At 49.4% G+C, this 18,970-nt stretch carries 6 protein-coding genes; all 6 read left to right on the top strand.

The window, feature by feature from the left end:
* Window positions 1-476: 476 nt before the first annotated feature.
* Window positions 477-10,808 (top strand): SdrD B-like domain-containing protein, encoded by a 10,332-nt coding sequence (locus ACYVAM_RS09600; RefSeq protein WP_461066290.1) that lies wholly within the window; start codon window positions 477-479, stop codon window positions 10,806-10,808.
* A gap of 5 nt (window positions 10,809-10,813) precedes the next feature.
* Window positions 10,814-11,788 carry a PorP/SprF family type IX secretion system membrane protein gene (locus ACYVAM_RS09595; protein WP_461066288.1) on the top strand — a complete coding sequence of 325 codons (975 nt, stop codon included), beginning with the start codon at window positions 10,814-10,816 and terminating at the stop codon, window positions 11,786-11,788.
* Window positions 11,789-11,883: 95 nt separating this feature from the next.
* Window positions 11,884-14,274, top strand: coding sequence for an OmpA family protein (locus tag ACYVAM_RS09590; protein WP_461066286.1), 2,391 nt, complete (start codon window positions 11,884-11,886; stop codon window positions 14,272-14,274).
* 183 nt (window positions 14,275-14,457) lie between these two features.
* Window positions 14,458-15,375, top strand: a complete 918-nt coding sequence (locus tag ACYVAM_RS09585) for a PorP/SprF family type IX secretion system membrane protein (RefSeq protein WP_461066284.1) — start codon at window positions 14,458-14,460, stop codon at window positions 15,373-15,375.
* Between the two features lie 113 nt (window positions 15,376-15,488).
* Window positions 15,489-16,571: an AAA family ATPase gene (locus ACYVAM_RS09580; RefSeq protein WP_461067056.1), complete on the top strand. Its 1,083-nt coding sequence runs from the start codon at window positions 15,489-15,491 to the stop codon at window positions 16,569-16,571.
* Window positions 16,572-16,713: 142 nt separating this feature from the next.
* Window positions 16,714-18,942: a sensor histidine kinase gene (locus ACYVAM_RS09575; protein WP_461066282.1), complete on the top strand. Its 2,229-nt coding sequence runs from the start codon at window positions 16,714-16,716 to the stop codon at window positions 18,940-18,942.
* Window positions 18,943-18,970 lie beyond the last annotated feature (28 nt).

Here is an 18,970-nt window from a genome sequence, read left to right as displayed (position 1 = left end):
CCATAACAGGCAGTAACTAAACATAACTGCTCATACTCCTCTCTTCCTCTCCTTTTTCTAATCGGCTGGTTGATTCTCTCTATTGACTTAGATTCTCGAAGCTGGCTTAATTGAAGTAAGTAACCAAAATATGCATGAATATTCTATACTTGGCATAGTTTTCGCTAATCTCTTGCCACCCTCTTTATGATCGGCCTACACCAGGCAATTAACTGATAAGTGCCTGATAACTTAATTACATGAAAGAATAATCATCTAATAATGATCTGTAAATTAGATCATTATTGGTAATTAGTGGTAAGCTCTTAGCTAAAAGTGTGGTTTGGCATAGTTTTAGTTGACTTATAAAGGAGCATAAGAGCCCCTGCATTGCTGAATAATAAACCGTGACCAATTGCCGGTCCATCGGTCTGAATTATTTATGAACCTGCAGCTCTCAATTTGCAAACAGAAAACCGTCCAAAATTAAGTTGCAGATGGAAAAAGTATCTACGCTATACACTACCCGTTTCAAGCCATTGACTCATGCAAAACCAGCAATGGGCTATGGCCTGTTAGTCAGTCGGAAAAATCGGGTAGTTGCCTTTGCCGGACGGTTAATCAGTTACATTCTGGGAGCATTACATGGGCCATTGCTGTCCCTGGAAAAAGCTATGTCTTCACCCACGGTTAAGTTGTCGGCAACAACGGCAACCGTATCGTCTGACAATACAGAGTCTATGGCTGAAGAGTTTGGCAGGTTTGATGGCGAGCCGCCTGATCTAGCTGGTTTGAGCCCATCCGGTTTTCGAACCCACCATTCACAAAAAGCCTCTACTAATTTTGCACAACATCCAATGAATGAGCAATTTATACTAAAGAAATTGATTTACGGGGATTCTCCAAAGGCGGTGGCAGACACAGGTGGAGGGACTGTGCCGCTGAGACGGAAGCCATTGAGAACGAGCAGCTTTAGCGAGCTGCTATCTGCATTTGCCTGCACTTCTCAAGGGATGTTTTTGGCCCTTGGAAAAGGGTCTTGTTCGGTTCTGAGCCTATTCATGCTTTGGCTGGTGAGTTCATCGGCACAAGCGCAGACGCCAACAATCAACCTAAGTCTTTATAATAAGATCAGTAGTCAGGCGCCTAAAATTGGCGACATTATTACGTATACAGTTGTTGTCGTGAATGCGCCTGGTTCAGCTACCGCAACTGCGGTATCTGTTAAAGAGGAGTTACCGAGTGGGGGCGTGCTTTACGTACCTAACTCGGCCACTATTGTCCGAGGTGCCGGTACATACGCTGCTAATACGGGTATATGGACTATTCCCTCAATTGCTCCGGGCGACTCCTCGGTATTGACGTTGAAGGCGACTGTACAACAACAGGGCGTTTGGTTCAATAAAGCGGAAGTTGTGGCAGCCGGCCAGACAGATTCGAATTCGATCCCTAACAACCAAAGTTTAACCGAAGATGATTATGATGCCGTCTGTTTTTCGGTTCCTATTCTCTGGTATCCTGGTGACGAATATACCGTAACGATTCCATCTGGCTATGATCAGATTGTGTGGTATCGCAACGATGTACCGATCAGTACATCGGCTCTGTCAACCTCACTTGCTGAAGTCAACAGTGATTTCTCGTTGACTATCAAAAGTACAGGTACCTATCGATTTGTAACGTATCGCACGGATTGTCCGGCAACGAATTGCTGCGACATCCAGGTCATTCAGGGTCCTTATGGTAGCCTGGGTGATTTTGTGTTTAATGACCTGAATAAGGATGGTGCTCAGTCATCAGGAGAGCCAGGTATAGATGGTGTAAAAGTGTATCTATACGATCAACTTGGGACAACAAAACTAGACTCAATGATTACCGCTGGTGGCGGTAAATATTTATTTGATAGCCTTACCGATGGTAGTTATATCGTTCGATTCATTGCGCCAACAAACTACCAATTGACCACTGCCAATGCCGCCGGTGTTCCAGATAATCTGGATAGCGATGCTGGCGTGGGTGGATTTACGGGTGTTTATACAATCGATACAAGTCAGCCAACGTCCAGCACCGCCCGTAATAATCCAACTGTGGATGCTGGTTTCTACATTCCTTCGGCTGGACTGGGTGACTTTGTATTTATCGATCTGAACAAGAATGGTATTCAGGATCCTGCTGAGCCGGGTCTGGGAAATGTGTTGGTAACCTTATATGTCAATGGCGCATCGTCGTTAACGACTACTACCAACTCAAGCGGTTTCTACTCCTTCACGGGATTGGCCTCTGGCAGCAGCAACAACTACTCGGTGGGCTTCACAGCCCCTGCAGGCTACACCGCTACACTGGCCAACGCCGGAGGAGATGACACCAAAGATTCGGACGCTGACCCCATCATGGGCAGGACGCAGTCGGTGACGCTGGCCAACGGCGAGTTCAACCCTACGCTGGACGCTGGTTTCTACATTCCGTCGGCTAGCCTGGGCGACTTTGTATTTGTGGACACCAACAAAGACGGTATTCAGGAACCGGGTGAGCCGGGCATTCCAGGGGTCGTCGTTGTCTTGTTGGATGGGACTAATTCACCAATTGCCTCCACGACAACCAACAGTTCGGGTATCTACTCGTTCACGGGCCTGACGCCGGGTGCTCCTTACTCGATGAGCTTCGTAACCCCAACCGGTTATGTGTCCACGTCAGCCCAAGTAGGCGGCAATGATACGAAGGACAGCGATGCCAATCCGATCACGGGACAGACCCGTTCGGTGACGCTGGCTGCGGGGGAGAACAACCCAAATCTGGATGCTGGTTTTTATCCATCGTGTCCAACTGACTTTAGCCTGGTTGTTTCGAATGATGCAACGATCTGTAATGGAGACACGACGAAGCTGATTGCAACAACACCTGTTCCAGGTGCTAAAATCTGCTGGTATTTAACTCCAACGGGTGGAACTGCTTTTGCCACGGTTGGCAGCGGAGTGCCTGTTTCGGTTAGCCCAACCATTACGACAACGTATTACGTCGAGTTGACAACAGAAGATGGATGTAAGAGCCCCCGTAAGCCAGTTACTATAACGGTTACAACGGTGCCAACGCCGACCATTCTGACCAACGTGCAAAATACATGTCCGGCAACGACGGTTGATCTAACCAAGATCAATGTTGGAAACAGCGCTACAGGTATTACCTACGAGTGGTATACCAGCCTGAATCGTTCGACATCGACAAGGGTAACGAATCTGACGGCTGTTGGGGCTGGTCAATATTATCTCTTTGCAAAATCAGGTAGTTGCTACAGCAGCCCGGCGGTATTGACGGTTGGTATTGTTGATTGTAACTGTCAAACTGTTGCGAGTGTGAATATCGGCCCAGGTGTAACGGTATGCGCTACGGATGTTATCCCGCTCAAAGCGGTTCTCTCGGGTTCGGCAACGAGTGTGACATGGACAACGAACGGCACGGGCACATTTAGTACCCCAACCAGTTTGACAACAACATACACACCCTCGATCGCTGATATCACAACGGGGAATGTATTATTAACGGCAACGACCAATGATCCGGATGGGCCAGGTGGTATTTGCCAGTCGGCTACCAGCTCATTGATTGCCAAGATTAATGCCCGTCCAGCCGCTCCTGTCGATGTTGCCTGCGATGATACGCTGGTTTGTCAGGGAAGCAGCACCAAGCTGATCGGTTTTGCACCAGGGAGTAAAATCAACTGGTACGACCAGGATGGCAAGCTGATCGGTACAACCCAGAGTGGTGGTAAACTGGTTGTCACGCCAGTTAAAGCAGGTGCTGTTGTGTACTTTGCGGAATCTTTCACAGATGCAGGTTGTGTCAGTGCCCGTACATCGTTGACAATCGCAGTTGGCACATGTCTGGCTGATCTGGCCGTTGTAAAAACGGTCGTAACGCCAGGGCCATACAGTGTAGGTCAAACGATCACCTACGCCGTCACGGCAACGAATAATGGGCCAGTAACGGCCACCAGTGTCAACGTGAGCGACGTATTGCCAGCCTCATTGACGTATGTGAGTTCGACGCCAGCTGGTCAGTATAACCCGGCAACGGGTATCTGGACGATTGGCACGATGACGAATGGAGCCAATCGTAATCTGCTGATTGAAGCGACCATTGTCAAGGCAGGTTCAATTAAAAATACGGCGATCATCCGTAGCCCGGAAAATGATCCGAAATATCCGCGAAATGATACGTCGTCAATTGTTATTGATGTGAACACCTGTGTTGCTATTCAGCCACCAACGATCCTTTGTGCTATCTCTGAGATCTGCAAAGGTGGAACAACGACGCTGAGCGCTAACGGATGTGCTGGTGGGACCGTGAAATGGTCGGATGGTAAAACAGGCTTGACCATCTTCTCAACACCTGGCATGACGACTACCTATACGGCAGTTTGTGTGGTCGGTAACTGCGTAAGCGCGGCATCGAACCCAATTACAGTAGTCGTACTGGATCCGAAAATGCCAACGATTACGGCTAGTGCAGATAATGTTTGCCCTGGTACATCCGTAACACTAACGGCATCGGGTTGCGATGGCGGTGTAATTGAATGGTCTGATAAGGCGCAAACCGGTAAGTCGATTGTGGTGACGCCCTACGGCAAAACGACCTATACGGCTCAGTGCCGGCAGGGCAGTTGTTTGAGCAGCCCAGCTACAAAAACGATTGGTATCACAACCGATATTCCGACACCAACGATCGTCTGTAGTTCAAGCGTTGTTTGCCCAGGCGAAACGCTGACCCTGACGGTTGAAAACTGCCTCGGTACACCCGTCTGGAATAGCACAACCGCTACGACGAGCAGCATTGTTGTAACGCCAACCATTGGTAACAATACTTACTCGGTCTATTGCAAAAATGGCGCTTGTGTAAGTAAGTCGTCAGCCATATATACAATCAACATTGTGGCGCCGGTTATTCCAACGGTAACGGCCAGTGCTGATACGGTCTGTGCAAAAGGCGCAGTTACCTTAACGGCTGCCGATTGTAACGGAACGGTTGTGTGGAACGTAAATGGTCAAACAGGTCCGAGCATCACCGTATATCCGACGGCCAACATCAGCTATTTCGCGCAATGTAAATACCGCACCTGCCTGAGTGCTCAGTCGAATACGGTAAACATCACCGTAGTGACACCGGCAACACCGATTATTTCGGTAAGCAGCACAACGCTCTGCAGTGGCAATAAATTAACGCTCACCGCGAAAGGTTGCGCTGGTACGGTGCAATGGCACGGTGTCGATAAAATCGGTGCGAGCATCGACATTTATCCAACGAGTACACTCGATTACTATGCAACCTGTAAACAGGGTGCCTGTGAAAGCGAAGCGTCTAACAAGGTTCGTGTAACCGTTAGCTCGTCTACGTCTCCAGCGCCAGTCGTTACGGCTTCTACCTTAGCCGTCTGCAATGGCGGTCTGGTATCGCTGACGGCTACCGGTTGCGACGGCGGCACGGTAAAATGGTCTGACGGTCAGACAGGGTCGGTGGTTTCGGTAACGGCAACGCCTACCAACCACGAGTTCTACGCACTTTGCCAGGTTGGCACACAGTGTGGCACCGGAAAGTCGAATGTTATCAACGTAAACGTAACACCGACGCCAACGCCATCTATTGTTCGTTGCCTATGCAGTGCTGATACGATCTGCCCAGGTGAACACGTGAAACTGTCGGTGAAAAACTGTCAGGGCACGCCTTACTGGAGCACCGGTGAAACAACGACGAGCATCATTGTCTCACCAACAGTAACGACGGGCTACTCCGTATACTGTCAGGACGGTGTCTGCAAGAGCACAAGTACGCAGCCATACACCATCACGGTAATTCCGGTAGCTGCCCCAACCATTACCGCTTCGGCTACGGTGGTTGAGCCAGGTAGTACGGTTACCTTGTCGGCATCCGGTTGTGCAGGTACTGTTATCTGGTCGGCCAATGACATTAACGGGAATAATAAAGGGACATCTATCGTCGTTCGGCCAGAAGGTACGCAGACGTACTACGCACAGTGTCAATTCCGGGAATGTCTGAGTGATCCGTCAACAACGATTATCGTTAACCCCGGCGACTGCTCGGCTAAAGCCGGAACGCTGGTGGCTGTGAATCCAACGGTATGCGGAGGCTCCAGCACAACAGTAACAATTGGGGCTTCTCTGAATGGTGGATTGGTACAGCCAACGGGCTACTCGATCCTATATGTGTTGACGAAAGGAGCTGAGAAAATTGTTCAGCAAACCAGCTTGGCGCCACAGTTTGTTGTCTCGTCGGACGCGGCAGACTATACAATCCATACCCTGGTCTACAATGCCAACGCAACGGACAAGAACTACATCGATCTGTCGGCGGTGAAACTGGGCATTACCACTGCTACGGATGTACTACAACTAATTGGCACCAAGTGTGCCAGTCTGGATGTGGCTGGCGCCAAAGTGAAGGTAAGTGTAGTTAATCCGCCAACTTTATCGGGTGGTTCATCCCTCACAGTCTGCAACGGCGGTGTGGTGTCGCTGACTGCTACCGGTTGTATAGGTGGTACCGTAAACTGGTCTGATGGTACGATAGGAGCAACCTACTCGAAACCGATCTACAGCGACAAGACGCTGACCGCCACCTGCACGGTTGATGGTTGCTTAAGCGTACCATCAGCAAGTATACACATTACGTTAGGTACATTGGCCATCCCAATCATTGTGAGTAGCGCACCGGCTGTTTGCGTAAGCGAAACCGTATCGTTGACGGCAACGGGCTGTGTAGGAGGAACATACATCTGGTCAGACAATAAGACCGTCGGAAGTACGCTGACAATAACCCCAACGGCCGATGTTAGCTACCGCGTGAAGTGTAAAGTGGGCGAATGTGAAGGCGATTGGTCTGCATACACGACCGTTAAGGTTGGTGTTCCGGCAGCTCCGACAATCTCGATCATTGGCTCGACAGCCAGCACGACAACTTGCTTCGGTGCACCAGTGACCCTGGTTGCTGAAGGTTGTTCGCCAAACAGTTATGTGACCTGGTCAAACAATCAGGTTGGCTCATCGATCACTGTATCCCTGGCCAGCTCGACGACCATCACGGCACAGTGCTGCAACTCGAACCTGTGTAAGAGCGCTCCATCGAACCCAATCGCTGTAACGGTGTTGCCGAAAGTGCCGCAACCTGTAGTAATCGATAAAACGAATGCCTGTCCGTTCGTAACCGTCGATCTGGCTACCGCGGTAACCAGCAAAGTAGCGACAGCCGGTGGTGTATTTGAGTACTACACGGATGCGACCCTGAACAGTGCTTCGAAAGTGGCTGACCCAGCAGCGGTTGGTACGGGAACGTACTACGTCGTTGAGAAAACGGTCAACGGCTGTTCGAGTCTGCCCGTTGCTATTCATGTGCAGATCAACACCTGCAATGAACCAACGCCTTGCGATACCCAGAATCCAGCAAAAGCCAACGCGGGTGCAGATGCCAGCGTTTGTGCCGCGAAAACATATCAATTGAGTGGTACCATGGGTGGCGCGGGTAAAACCGCTCACTGGACCACCAGTGGTAGCGGGTCTTTCGATAACTCATATGCGCTGAACGCAGTATATACGGCTAGTACAGAAGACATTCTGTCGGGTAAAGTAACCCTGACCCTGTCGGTAAGTACCAACAACGCGGCCTGCCCAGTTGCTAAGGACGATATGATACTGACTATTGACGGAATCAAATCGGTACCTGTAATTACGGTAGTGGGTGGAACCAAACTTTGCTTTGGCGACTCTGTAATCCTGAAAGCACCAGCCGGTGCTTCGGGATACAAATGGAGTAACAAGGCAACGACACAATCCATCGTCGTGAAAACAAGTGGTACGTATGACGTTCAGTTATTTGACCAGAAAGGTTGTAGCTCGGTCAAATCGGATGCTGTAACGGTAAACGTTGCTGAACCAGTCAAGGCTCCGATTGTGTCTAACCTGCGCAATGAGTGCCCGTCTAAAATTGTCGACTTAACGAAAGCGTTATCGTCAACGACAGTAGGTAGTTCCTATATCTATCGCATTTGCGAGTGTAATACGTCGAACATCGTTACCCGCCCAGATTCGGTTTGCGAAGGCAATTACTGGATTCTTGAACGGAGTGCTTCAGGTTGTTTAAGTGCACCGGTTAAAGTAGTTGTTAAAGTCTTCAACTGCGCTACCGACACACTGGCAACTGACGTGAGCATTGCTAAGCTAGCCAGCACCGCCTTTGTGAAAAACGGCGCTCCTGTCACGTACACCATTACGGTGAGCAACGCAGGACCACACACGGCGCATAATATCGATGTTCGTGATATTCTGCCGAAAGGTCTGGAGCTACTGCCAACCTCAACGGCCGGCTACAAAGTGTCGAACGGTGTGATCACCAAACGGATTGATAGCCTGAAAGCCGGACAGTCTGAGCAGATCGTCTTTGCCGCCCGGGTTACGATCAAAGGTGAGCAGGTGGTGAATAAAGCCGAGATTACGTATCTCGACAACAAAGACACCAACCTGGCTAACAATACATCGAGTGTGACCGTGAAAGATACATCGACGCACCGGGCTAGCCTGATCGGTTTAGCAAAAGCGGTACTTGGTCAACCAGTAGCGGTAGGCGATTCACTCATCAAAGTTTCGTATAGCTTCCTGGCAACGAATTTTGGCGATGACACCCTGCGCAATGTTAAGGTGACGGATGATCTGGCGTATGCGTTTGCACCAAACCAGATACAATCGGCGAAAATAACCGTGGCCAGTGGCTCTACCCTGAAAGCGAACCCTGCCTTTACCGGTCGGGTGCCGAACTTCCAGTTACTTGATACACTGAGCACGATTCTACCAGGTGCTTCACAGACGTTCAGACTGGATGTGACTGTGAAACGTATGGCTGGCGATACGACCCGTACATTCAAGAACGTCGCCAATGCATCGGCTATGAACAGTCTGACGATGGTGACGGATATGTCGACGAATGGTGGTGATGCGGATCCTGACAATGACGGCGATCCGACTAACAACATGGGCTTCTCTACCTTTACTTTAGGCGCCCAGCAAACCCAGTCGCCAAGCCTTGGCCTGGCCCTGGCGGTTGTCAAGATAGAGTCGTTGCCAGACAGTTCGTATAACATCACCTACAAAGCAACACTTAAGAACTTTGGTGATGTCGATCTGAAAGGAGTCGTCCTGACAGATAGCCTGGTGCGGGCGTTTGCTTCTCCTGCATCGTTCAGCGTCGTTAGCGCCCCCGTCGTTAGTGCCGGTAGTACGTTAATCGTCAATGCTGGATTCAACGGAAGCACGGAATCGAATATACTGACAAGTGCCAGCCAATTAGCGGCTGGTGTTCAGGATACTGTGCTGATTACGGTGAATGTTAGGCCGAACAGAAACAATGGTCCGTTCTACTCCAGTGCTACGGTGGTTGGTCATACGGCTGATTCGAGTCAGGTGGTTAAAGACATCTCGAATAGCGGCATTGATCCGGCTCCTGCTGGTTCCGTATCAACAACCGTTCGCTTCGACCTGCCGAAAGGATTATTGGGTGTGGCTAAATCAGTTGGAACGCCAACCCTGGTCGAAGAGGGTATCTATGACATCCCATACACCATCACATTGAGCAACATGGGTACTGTACCATTGAAGAAAGTACAGGTAGTAGACAACCTGTCTCAGGCGTTTGGTCATGGTGCGCTGATTGTGAGTAACCGCGTTAAAGTGACGAGCACCGGCAATCTCGCAGTCGATTCGCTCTACACAGGGCAAGGGTTGGTGACTAAAATGCTGGTCGATTCGATGAGTACGCTCGCAGTAGGTGCCAAGAGCATGCTAAGCTTCACGGTTCGGGTGAATGTGAAGAATGCCGATTCACTGACATTCTTTAACATGGCGGATGCAACGGCCTTGACGCCAACAAATGACGTCGTAGACGATATGTCAACGGCTGGTATCAACAATGATCCGGACAATGACCTTGACCCGCGCAACAACAGCACCCCAACACCGGTTTCGCTGAATAGTCTCTCAACCTCTTCATACATCGGTCTGGCAATGAGCGTACGGGACACGATTCGGCAAACGGACGGTAGCTTCAATGTTACCTACCAGATTGTGGTGAAAAACTACGGTTCCGAGAATCTGAAGAATGTGAGCATCAGTGATACGCTATCGAAGGTCTTCAACAGCCAGACTGGCTCGACCTTCAATCTGGTGAAAGCACCGTTCACAACCTCTACCGGCAGTGCACTGAAGCTGAATCCGAACTATAATGGTGGTTCCGACCCCGTTCTGGTTCTTGGCGACAGCACCAGCACATTAGCTGCGGGCAAGGTGGATACGCTTCAGATGGTTGTCAATGTCGCCAGCAATGGTAGCACGACTACCTTCCTGAACTCGGCTTATGCTGAGGGAATAGCGAAATCCGGAAAGGTAAGCGATGTGTCGACGAGCGGGTTGAATCCGGATCTGAATGGTAACAACAATCCAACGGATTCGAACGAGCGCGAAGCTACTCCACTGAACCTCCCACAGACGTTCCTGTCGATCTTCATTCCGGAAGGTTTCTCGCCAAACGGAGATGGTGTCAATGACCTGTTCGTCATTCGGGGAACAGCCGGGTTAACCGTTAGTCTGGAAGTGTACAACCGTTGGGGACACATGGTCTATAAAAACGATGAGTACCACAATGATTGGGATGGTAAGCCAAACCAGGGCATATCCATTAGTTCGGATGCGAATGGGGTGCCGGATGGAACGTACTATTACGTGATTAATACCAGCGACGGACGCAAGTTTGTACGATACATGACGATTAACCGCTAATACCGATGTCAAACAAGTTTTCAATAAAACATTCGGCAGTCGCGCTGCTACTGATCCTTGGGGTCGGTAGCAGCCAGGTCCGGGCACAGCAGGACAAGATGTTCTCGCAGTACATGTTCAACATGATGGCCCTTAACCCGGCTTATGCCGGCAGTCGCGACGTGCTAAGTATGTCAGCTCTTTATCGGAATCAGTGGGCTGGGTTGCCCGGCGCTCCGCAAACGGCGACGTTTACGGCCGATATGCCCCTCAATAATGAGCGTGTTGGCGTTGGGTTACAACTGTATGGTGATAAGGCTGGCGTTATCCAGGAAACAGGCGCATTTGCTTCCTACGCATTCCGCATCAAAGTTGGCGCTAAGAGTACACTGGCGTTAGGGCTGCAGGGAGGTGCATCCAGCTACCAGGCCAATCTGACGGAGGTTAGAACGTCGCCTGATGGGCAGGTCGACCCGGCGTTTGCCAGTAATATCTCGAAGATCCTGCCGAACTTTGGTACAGGTATTTACCTGAGCAACGACCGGACCTATCTGAGCATTTCGGTGCCACGCCTGATCAAAAACAAGTTGAGTGAGTACAACGTTGGCGATCTGCGGTCCGTGCAAGCCCGGCAGGCCTATTTAGCCGCTGGTTTTGTGGTTGGGATTAGCCCGGTGGTCAAGATGAAACCATCGTTTCTAGTTAAATATGCTGAGAACGCTCCGTTAGGATTTGATGCGAACATTAATTTTTGGTTTGCTGACCGCATTGCACTGGGTGCATCCATTCGCCGGAATCAGTTTTCGTCCTGGACTAAATACACGACTGACGCGGTTGTAGGCCTTCTGGAAATTCAATTGACCGATCAGTTCCGGTTTGGTTATTCGTATGATCGTACGATGAGCAACCTGCAAAGCGTTGCGCCAAGCTCACACGAAATTATGATTCGCTACGAACTTGGCTTTGGCAAGAATCGTATCCTGACGCCGAGGTATTTCTAATTTCGGCTCAGTATTTGCTTATCGAAAAGGTATATACTCCTGTATGGTGAGGATATACCTTTTCTGTTTTTGCGGCTTCCCAACTTTCATCGTATATGACACGTACTCTTTCCATTCTGGTGCTTTTCTGGTTGACGATCTCCCCATTGTTCGCACAATCGCTCACGAAAAAGGCTGATCGTCAATTCGATCAATTGGCCTATGCGCAAGCGATTGAACTGTATGAACAGGCGCTCGCCAAACCTAACAGCCTAACCGATGATGAACGCCGGAATGCACGAGCTAAACTAGCTTATAGCTATCAGCAAACGCGCGATATGCCGAATGCCGAACGGGTATATCGTGACCTGATCGGTAGCGGTGCGTTATCTGCCGATTATAATAAATGCTATCTATTTTATGCACAGTCCCTGGCTAGTAATGGCAAATACCGCGAAGCGCAGGAGGCTTATGACAAGTACGGTAGCGTGCAGTCGAGTGATAAGCGCAGTCTGTCGTTTTCGAAACTTTATGCGGATGTGAGTGCCCTCACCCGGAATGCCGGGAGCTACAAGGTTGAATTCTTAAGTATGAATACCCGAAAGGCCGAATTTAGCCCGGTAATCTATAAAGATGGCCTGGTGTTTGTTTCGGCGGGTAACGGAGGCAATGGTGTGAAGCGTGTATTTAAGTGGAATAATACGCCGTTTCTGGACTTGTATTACTTACCGGATCTCAAGACGATACGGGCGTCAAAGACATCCAGCCTGGGAGGTAGTAGCGCATCATCGGCAAAACGGGAGCAAACGCGTTTGATCCGGCCGCTGGGTAGTGATGATTTTACCGCACCAACGGCCAATGATACGCGTACGGTTGGCTTCTATGGCGGCAATAATATTAGTATGGGCTACGAAGATCAGCCCATTAGCGAATCCGACAGGTTTAGTCGGACCTTGAATACCAAGTATCACGAAGGGCCTGCTACATTCAGCAAAGATGGCTCCCGGGTTATCTTTACCCGCAATAACTTTAATGAAGGCCAGTATCGTCAGAGTTCCGACGGCGTAAATAAGTTAAAACTCTATACCGCTACCCAAACAAATGGCGTTTGGAGCAAAGCCGAAGAATTACCGTTCAATAGTGACGAGTATTCGACGGGGCACCCTGCCCTGGCAAAAAACCGCAATGGCGAACCGGATCAACTGCTGTATTTTTCGTCTGACCGGCCCGGCGGGTTTGGTGGCACGGACATTTATGTGTCCAAATGGACAAGTGGAAAATGGGGGGAGCCCGTAAACCTTGGTAAAGAAGTCAACTCAAAGGGAAATGAGCTTTTCCCATTTGCCGATGAAAAAGGGAATATCTATTACTCATCGGATGGACGCGCTGGATTGGGCGGCCTGGATATTTTTTATGCCCAACTGTCAGGCGATGGCCAGCAGGGGCAGGTCGTTCGCAATTTGGGTGAACCAATCAATTCTCCTCATGATGATTTTGGCATTGTTACCGATGGTGATCGTAATGCGGGCTATTTCAGTAGCAATCGTAAGCACGGTGGTGCCGACGATGACGTGTACCGGTTTACCCGCGAAGGGTCTCTGTATCCATGCCGGGAACTGACCGTCAGTGTGGTAGATGCTACTTCCAGGGAGCCTTTGGCCAATACCGGAATTACCCTGGATAATCCACTTAACGACAAGCAGAAAAACCTGAAGACCGATGCGGATGGACAGGTGAAGATTTGCCTCAATGTTGACAGCGATTTTAAGTTTCTCGCTACCCACGAGGGATACGTTGACAACAAAGTCGGGTTTTCGACCAAAGATCTTTCTGATGACCAGCCATCGCGCCTGGAAATTTTGCTGGATAAACCGAAAGCTTCCGATAAGCCAACGGCTACAACTTTACGTGGCCGCGTAACGACACAAACGGATAAATTGCCCATTGCCGGTGTAAAAGTTGTCCTGGTAAATGGCTGTGATGGGACCACTCAGGAAGCCATCACGGGCCCTGATGGTAGCTATGAATTCGCTGTTCAGCCTGGCTGCGATTACTCGCTCGAAGCCATGAAGGATAACATGGGAACCATTGGTGGACGAGTTGCCAAAGATGGAACAGGCGTTACCGATCTAACGATGTTTAAGAAAGGAGACGTTATCAAAATCGACAATATTTACTATGATCGTAACAAATCGACCATACGCCCGGATGCTGCCGTTGAGCTAGATAAGGTTGTGGCCTTGTTAGCTAAGTATCCGAGTATGACCATTGAAATGCGCTCGCACACCGATAGTCGGGCCACTGCTGCGTACAACAAAACCTTATCGGGCAATAGAGCCAGGGCGGCAGTCGGTTATTTGAAATCGAAAGGTATTTCACCGAAACGCTTAGTGGCCAAAGGCTATGGCGAAACGGAATTGCTGAATAAATGCAAAGACGGCGTGAATTGTCCAGAAGAGGATCACCAGCAAAACCGTCGGACCGAAATAAAAATAATGAAATTATAAGGTCGGTGCTATGCCCTTGTAGGGTGTATAATTAACTTCTAATAATCAGTCATTTAAAGTCGGGCTTGGGCCTGAAGAACGAGTCAGCCGTTAAACGCCAGGCATCCTGTACGGAAATAGGATGCCTGGCGTTTAGGTTTTTAGTAGTAACTCCTGCAAATTGGTTGCTAATTCGACGTTCCTATGCGTTTTACTCACTACCCTTTAGTTAGTTGCTTGTTGGTGAGCAGCCTAATGCTGTTAGCCAGCCAACACGTTCAGGCTCAGAAAGAAGTGCTTTATTCGCAGTATCTGCTAAATCCACTGAGCATTAATCCGGCTTATGCCGGAAGCCGCGAGTCTTTCCACTTATCGGCCTTTCTCCGGCGCAAATGGATTAGCGTTCGGTATGCGCCGATAACGCAGAGTGTTTCGGCCGATGGGGCTATTGCCAATGGTCGGGTTGGATTGGGATTTCAGGCGTTAAACGACCGGATGGGGTTGTTTGCTACAACGGGTGTCTATGGGAGCGTGGCCTATCGCTTCAACATGCCCGCATTGGCTAAACTGTCGATTGGCTTTCAGGGGGGCGTCAATGTTCTGCCTATTTATGACGTTACCACAGCCGCGAGCATAAATCGGGCCGTTGCCAGCTTAGGGGTAGGCGTCTATTATCAGTCAGATCGCTTTTTTGCGGGCGTCTCTGCACCCGAATTAGGCGGACAGATAACGGACGCAACAGGCCGATATATCTACAAAAGTGTTCGACCCATTATGTTTCAGGCGGGTGTGCCCATTGAGGTAGCCGAGACCACGGTGCTGATCCCATCCGTTCTTGTCTCGAAAATTGCGGATCGGCCGCTTGGTGTAGACGTGAACCTGCGGGTCTGGTTCGATGAAGAAGTGGGCCTGGGGCTATCGTATCGGCAAAATAGCCCCGGAATTATTCAGACCAACTACCTGCAGGCCTTTGTCGAATACCAGTTAACGAAAGCCATCCGGCTGGCATACACATTCAATTCGCAAACGCCCGAAAGTCCGAATGCCATACAGTACGATCAAAAAAGCGTCCATGAGATAATGCTTCGTTTTTCGCCCAATGGCCTTAAATTCACGTATTAATTGAGAGAAAAGCCTCGTCCTCAATCCATAATAGAAATTTCGATACCTTCGTACCCAAATAAACGTAACGCTGCGCCCGATTGAAAGCCTACAACGAGGTTTCCAGGGCCGATATGTTGCGCTATTTGTCGGCCAACAGTCGTATGCCCAACCAAACCACCATTCAAAATTTGTATATTCCCAGCGACCTCGACCGTGAGTTTCCGCTGGCACCCCATTATGTGCAAACGTTCGGGAGCTATCCGAATTACCTTCATTTCAACGACGACTTTAAGCCGTCGGCTCAGCAGTTGCTGGATAGCCGTGGTTTTACGCTCGTAAACAGTTCAACGCGCGTAAACGATGAAGGCTGGCATGTGATTGAGCGGATTTATCAGCATGAGGACGGGATGATCTTAAAGGCCGAGTATGTGGGTGATCGCTTCTTTCGGCTGTATGGCTACTACCGCGATGAAACATCGGCCAAAGTACTGATGGATGGGCTTCAGGAACACAAATACGTTCATGAAGACAATCAAACGCACATTTATCTGATTCAGAGTGGATTAGGTGGGTTGCATACGGAGCGGGTCGAGATTCTGCCCCCCGACATAGACCTTGACCTTCATTACAACGACGACTTTCCGGCCGTTCATGAGCGGTTAGTTAATTTACTGGCACAACCTAAAAGTAAAGGGCTGATCTTGCTCCATGGCGAACCAGGTACCGGTAAGACAACCTATATCAAACACCTCAGTTCGTTGGTCAAAAAGGATATGCTCATCCTGCCGCCTTACATGACAAACTACCTGACCTCGCCCGAGATTATTCCGTTTTTACTGGAGAACAAAGAGTCGGTGCTCATTATTGAAGATGCCGAACGGATACTCCAATCACGCGAAGCGGGCGGAGATACCAACAGTGTCTCGAATATCCTGAACCTGACCGATGGGTTGCTGGCCGACTGCATGCATATTCAGGTTATTGCAACCTTCAACGCCAGTAAGCACTTGTTAGACAAGGCCTTGCTCCGAAAGGGACGACTGATGGTCGATTATGCGTTTGGGAAATTAATGCCGGCTAAAGCCAACAGCCTGCTCGCTCAGCTTGGTATGGAGTACCGAACCGACCAGCCCATGACCCTGGCCGATATATTTAACCTCGATGAGCAAACGGTATCCGGTGAGCGCCAGGAAACGCAAAAAGTCGGTTTTTAAGCTATCGTTTCGTAGCTACCGATGCGAGTAGAGCGTGGCCATTGCTACGTAGAGTTGTTGCCTGATCATAACGGCGAATAGACAGCTTAGAAGAAGCAGATACGATACCCAACCAACTGCTTTGTTCCAACTATACTCACGAATGAAAAGTTGTTATCTGTTTTGCTGCTTTTGGGTAGGAATTCTATTACCAGTCTTTGCCCAAACGGCTTGGCCACCTGTCTACGAAATCAAAGCGGACTCGTCGATAAAAATTGACACAACTCATTTCCAGATACTTGAAGATCGTGCTGGGGATTTTACATTTGAGCAGGTTCAGAAAGATCCGAACTTTCGCGTCGAACCCGCGTTCGATCGGCATCGACGCTCGCATGTGTATTGGGTTCGGATGCGGATCAAGAATTCGTTATCCGACACGCTGAACCTTTATCTATGCGATTTTGCCAGTAATTACCTGGATATGTACTGGCTCGATACCAGCAATCAGTGGCAACACCAGCGCACGGGCAGCTTGATTCCCCAAAGCCAGCTACCCGACCGAAAGGGTAACAAAGAGCGGAATCGGTTATTTTTTCGCCTGCTACCAGGCCAGCAGACAACCCTCTACCAAAGGTCAGAACGAGTCTTCTGGTGGCCCCCCTTAACCAATGTTTCCACGCAGTTGCAGACTGAGCGCCAACGCGTTGATGCACTGTTCAACTATATCCGGGTAGAGAATGGCTGGGAATCCTATTTTTTCGATGGGATTATGATCGGCATCCTTTTGCTGGCCGTTTTTTATAATCTGGTCGTCTTCTTTTCGATAAAAGACCGCGTCTATCTCTACTTTTCTATCAGTCTATTTTTCTTCACACTGTCGCGAAACCAATCTCGTATTCAACTGGCTTTTTTTTACGAGCATCCTTATGAGTTCGAATTGCTGGCTCACTTTTTCTTCATTATCTACTTTGTCTTTTTTATCCAGTCGATCCGTAAGTTTATCCAGCCCATTCCGGCTTTTTCCCTGCTGGATAAATTTATTTCGCTATTTCTTTGGGTCACTGTGCTCGTCGATATTGGGATGTTTTTCTCGTATACTATCGCATGGGTTCCACCGGACGTGATTGAATTTTCAATCGAGATTTTGATTCGGGTGGTGTATGTTTTGTGCACAGTTCTCATGGTAAGGATGATGAAAATCGGATCTATTGATGCGCGATTTGCCCTGTTGGCAACAACACCTTTATTTATATTCTGGCTTTACACGCTAACCAACCGGATACTGGGTACTTACTTCGGTATCGACGTATCACCACAGGCTCGGATGGTGTCCGAGTACACTGAAAATGCCTGTTTCGCCTGGCTGATCATTTTCTTTTCGGGGGCGCTTGTGAATCGTTACAACCTGGTTCGTCAGCGCGTGGCTCAGCAGATTGTTGAGCGCGAACAGATGGAGAAAGAACAGGAAATGGAACGAATCCGACTCATTGAAAGCCAGAAAGAACTCCTTGAACAACAGGTTGAAGAGCGGACAGCCCAATTGAAAACGTCTCTGGATAACCTCCGTGCTACGCAGAACCAGCTGGTACAAAAAGAGAAAATGGCGTCGCTGGGTGAATTAACCGCAGGTATTGCCCACGAAATTCAGAATCCATTGAATTTCGTTACCAACTTCTCCGATGTCAGTGTTGAGCTGCTCGACGAACTAAAAGAGGGCCTCTGGCAGAAACTGCCCGATTCGGAGAAAGAGTATGCCGAGGAAATCCTGGGAGACTTATCCGTAAATCTGGAAAAGATCACTTACCACGGCAATCGCGCCAGCAGCATCGTTAAGGGAATGCTGGAGCACAGCCGACTGTCGACGGGTGAACGCAAACTTACGAACCTCAATGCGTTGGCCGATGAGTATCTTCGACTGGCCTACCATGGACTCCGGGCCAAAGACAAGAACTTTAACTGCGAGCTAGTCACTCACCTCGATTCAGGCCTGCCTATCGTGAATGTGGTGACGCAGGACATTAGCCGGGTGTTGCTGAACCTATTCACGAATGCCTTTTATGCGGTTTCCGAAAAGAAGCAGCAACTCAATGAATCTGACCTGGCAACCTACAAACCTACCGTAACCGTGACTACTGGATACGTGAACGGCCGGGTAGAAATTCATGTGTTGGACAACGGGACCGGTATGCCCGACTCTGTAAAAGCGAAGATATTTCAGCCCTTTTTTACGACCAAACCCGCCGGTAGCGGAACGGGTCTGGGCCTTTCGTTATCCTATGACATCGTTACGAAAGGCCATGGCGGTAGCTTAACGGTTGACAGTACGCCCGGCCAAAGCACTGAATTTACTCTGACTTTAATAGCGGACGAACAGCCTCTTGTAACGCTTTAGGACTGATGTAGCTGATCGGCAGGACGTC

The organism is Spirosoma horti, assembly GCF_054776595.1.
The sequence above is the reverse complement of the archived record's forward strand: the minus strand, read 5'-3'. Positions and strand labels throughout refer to the sequence as shown.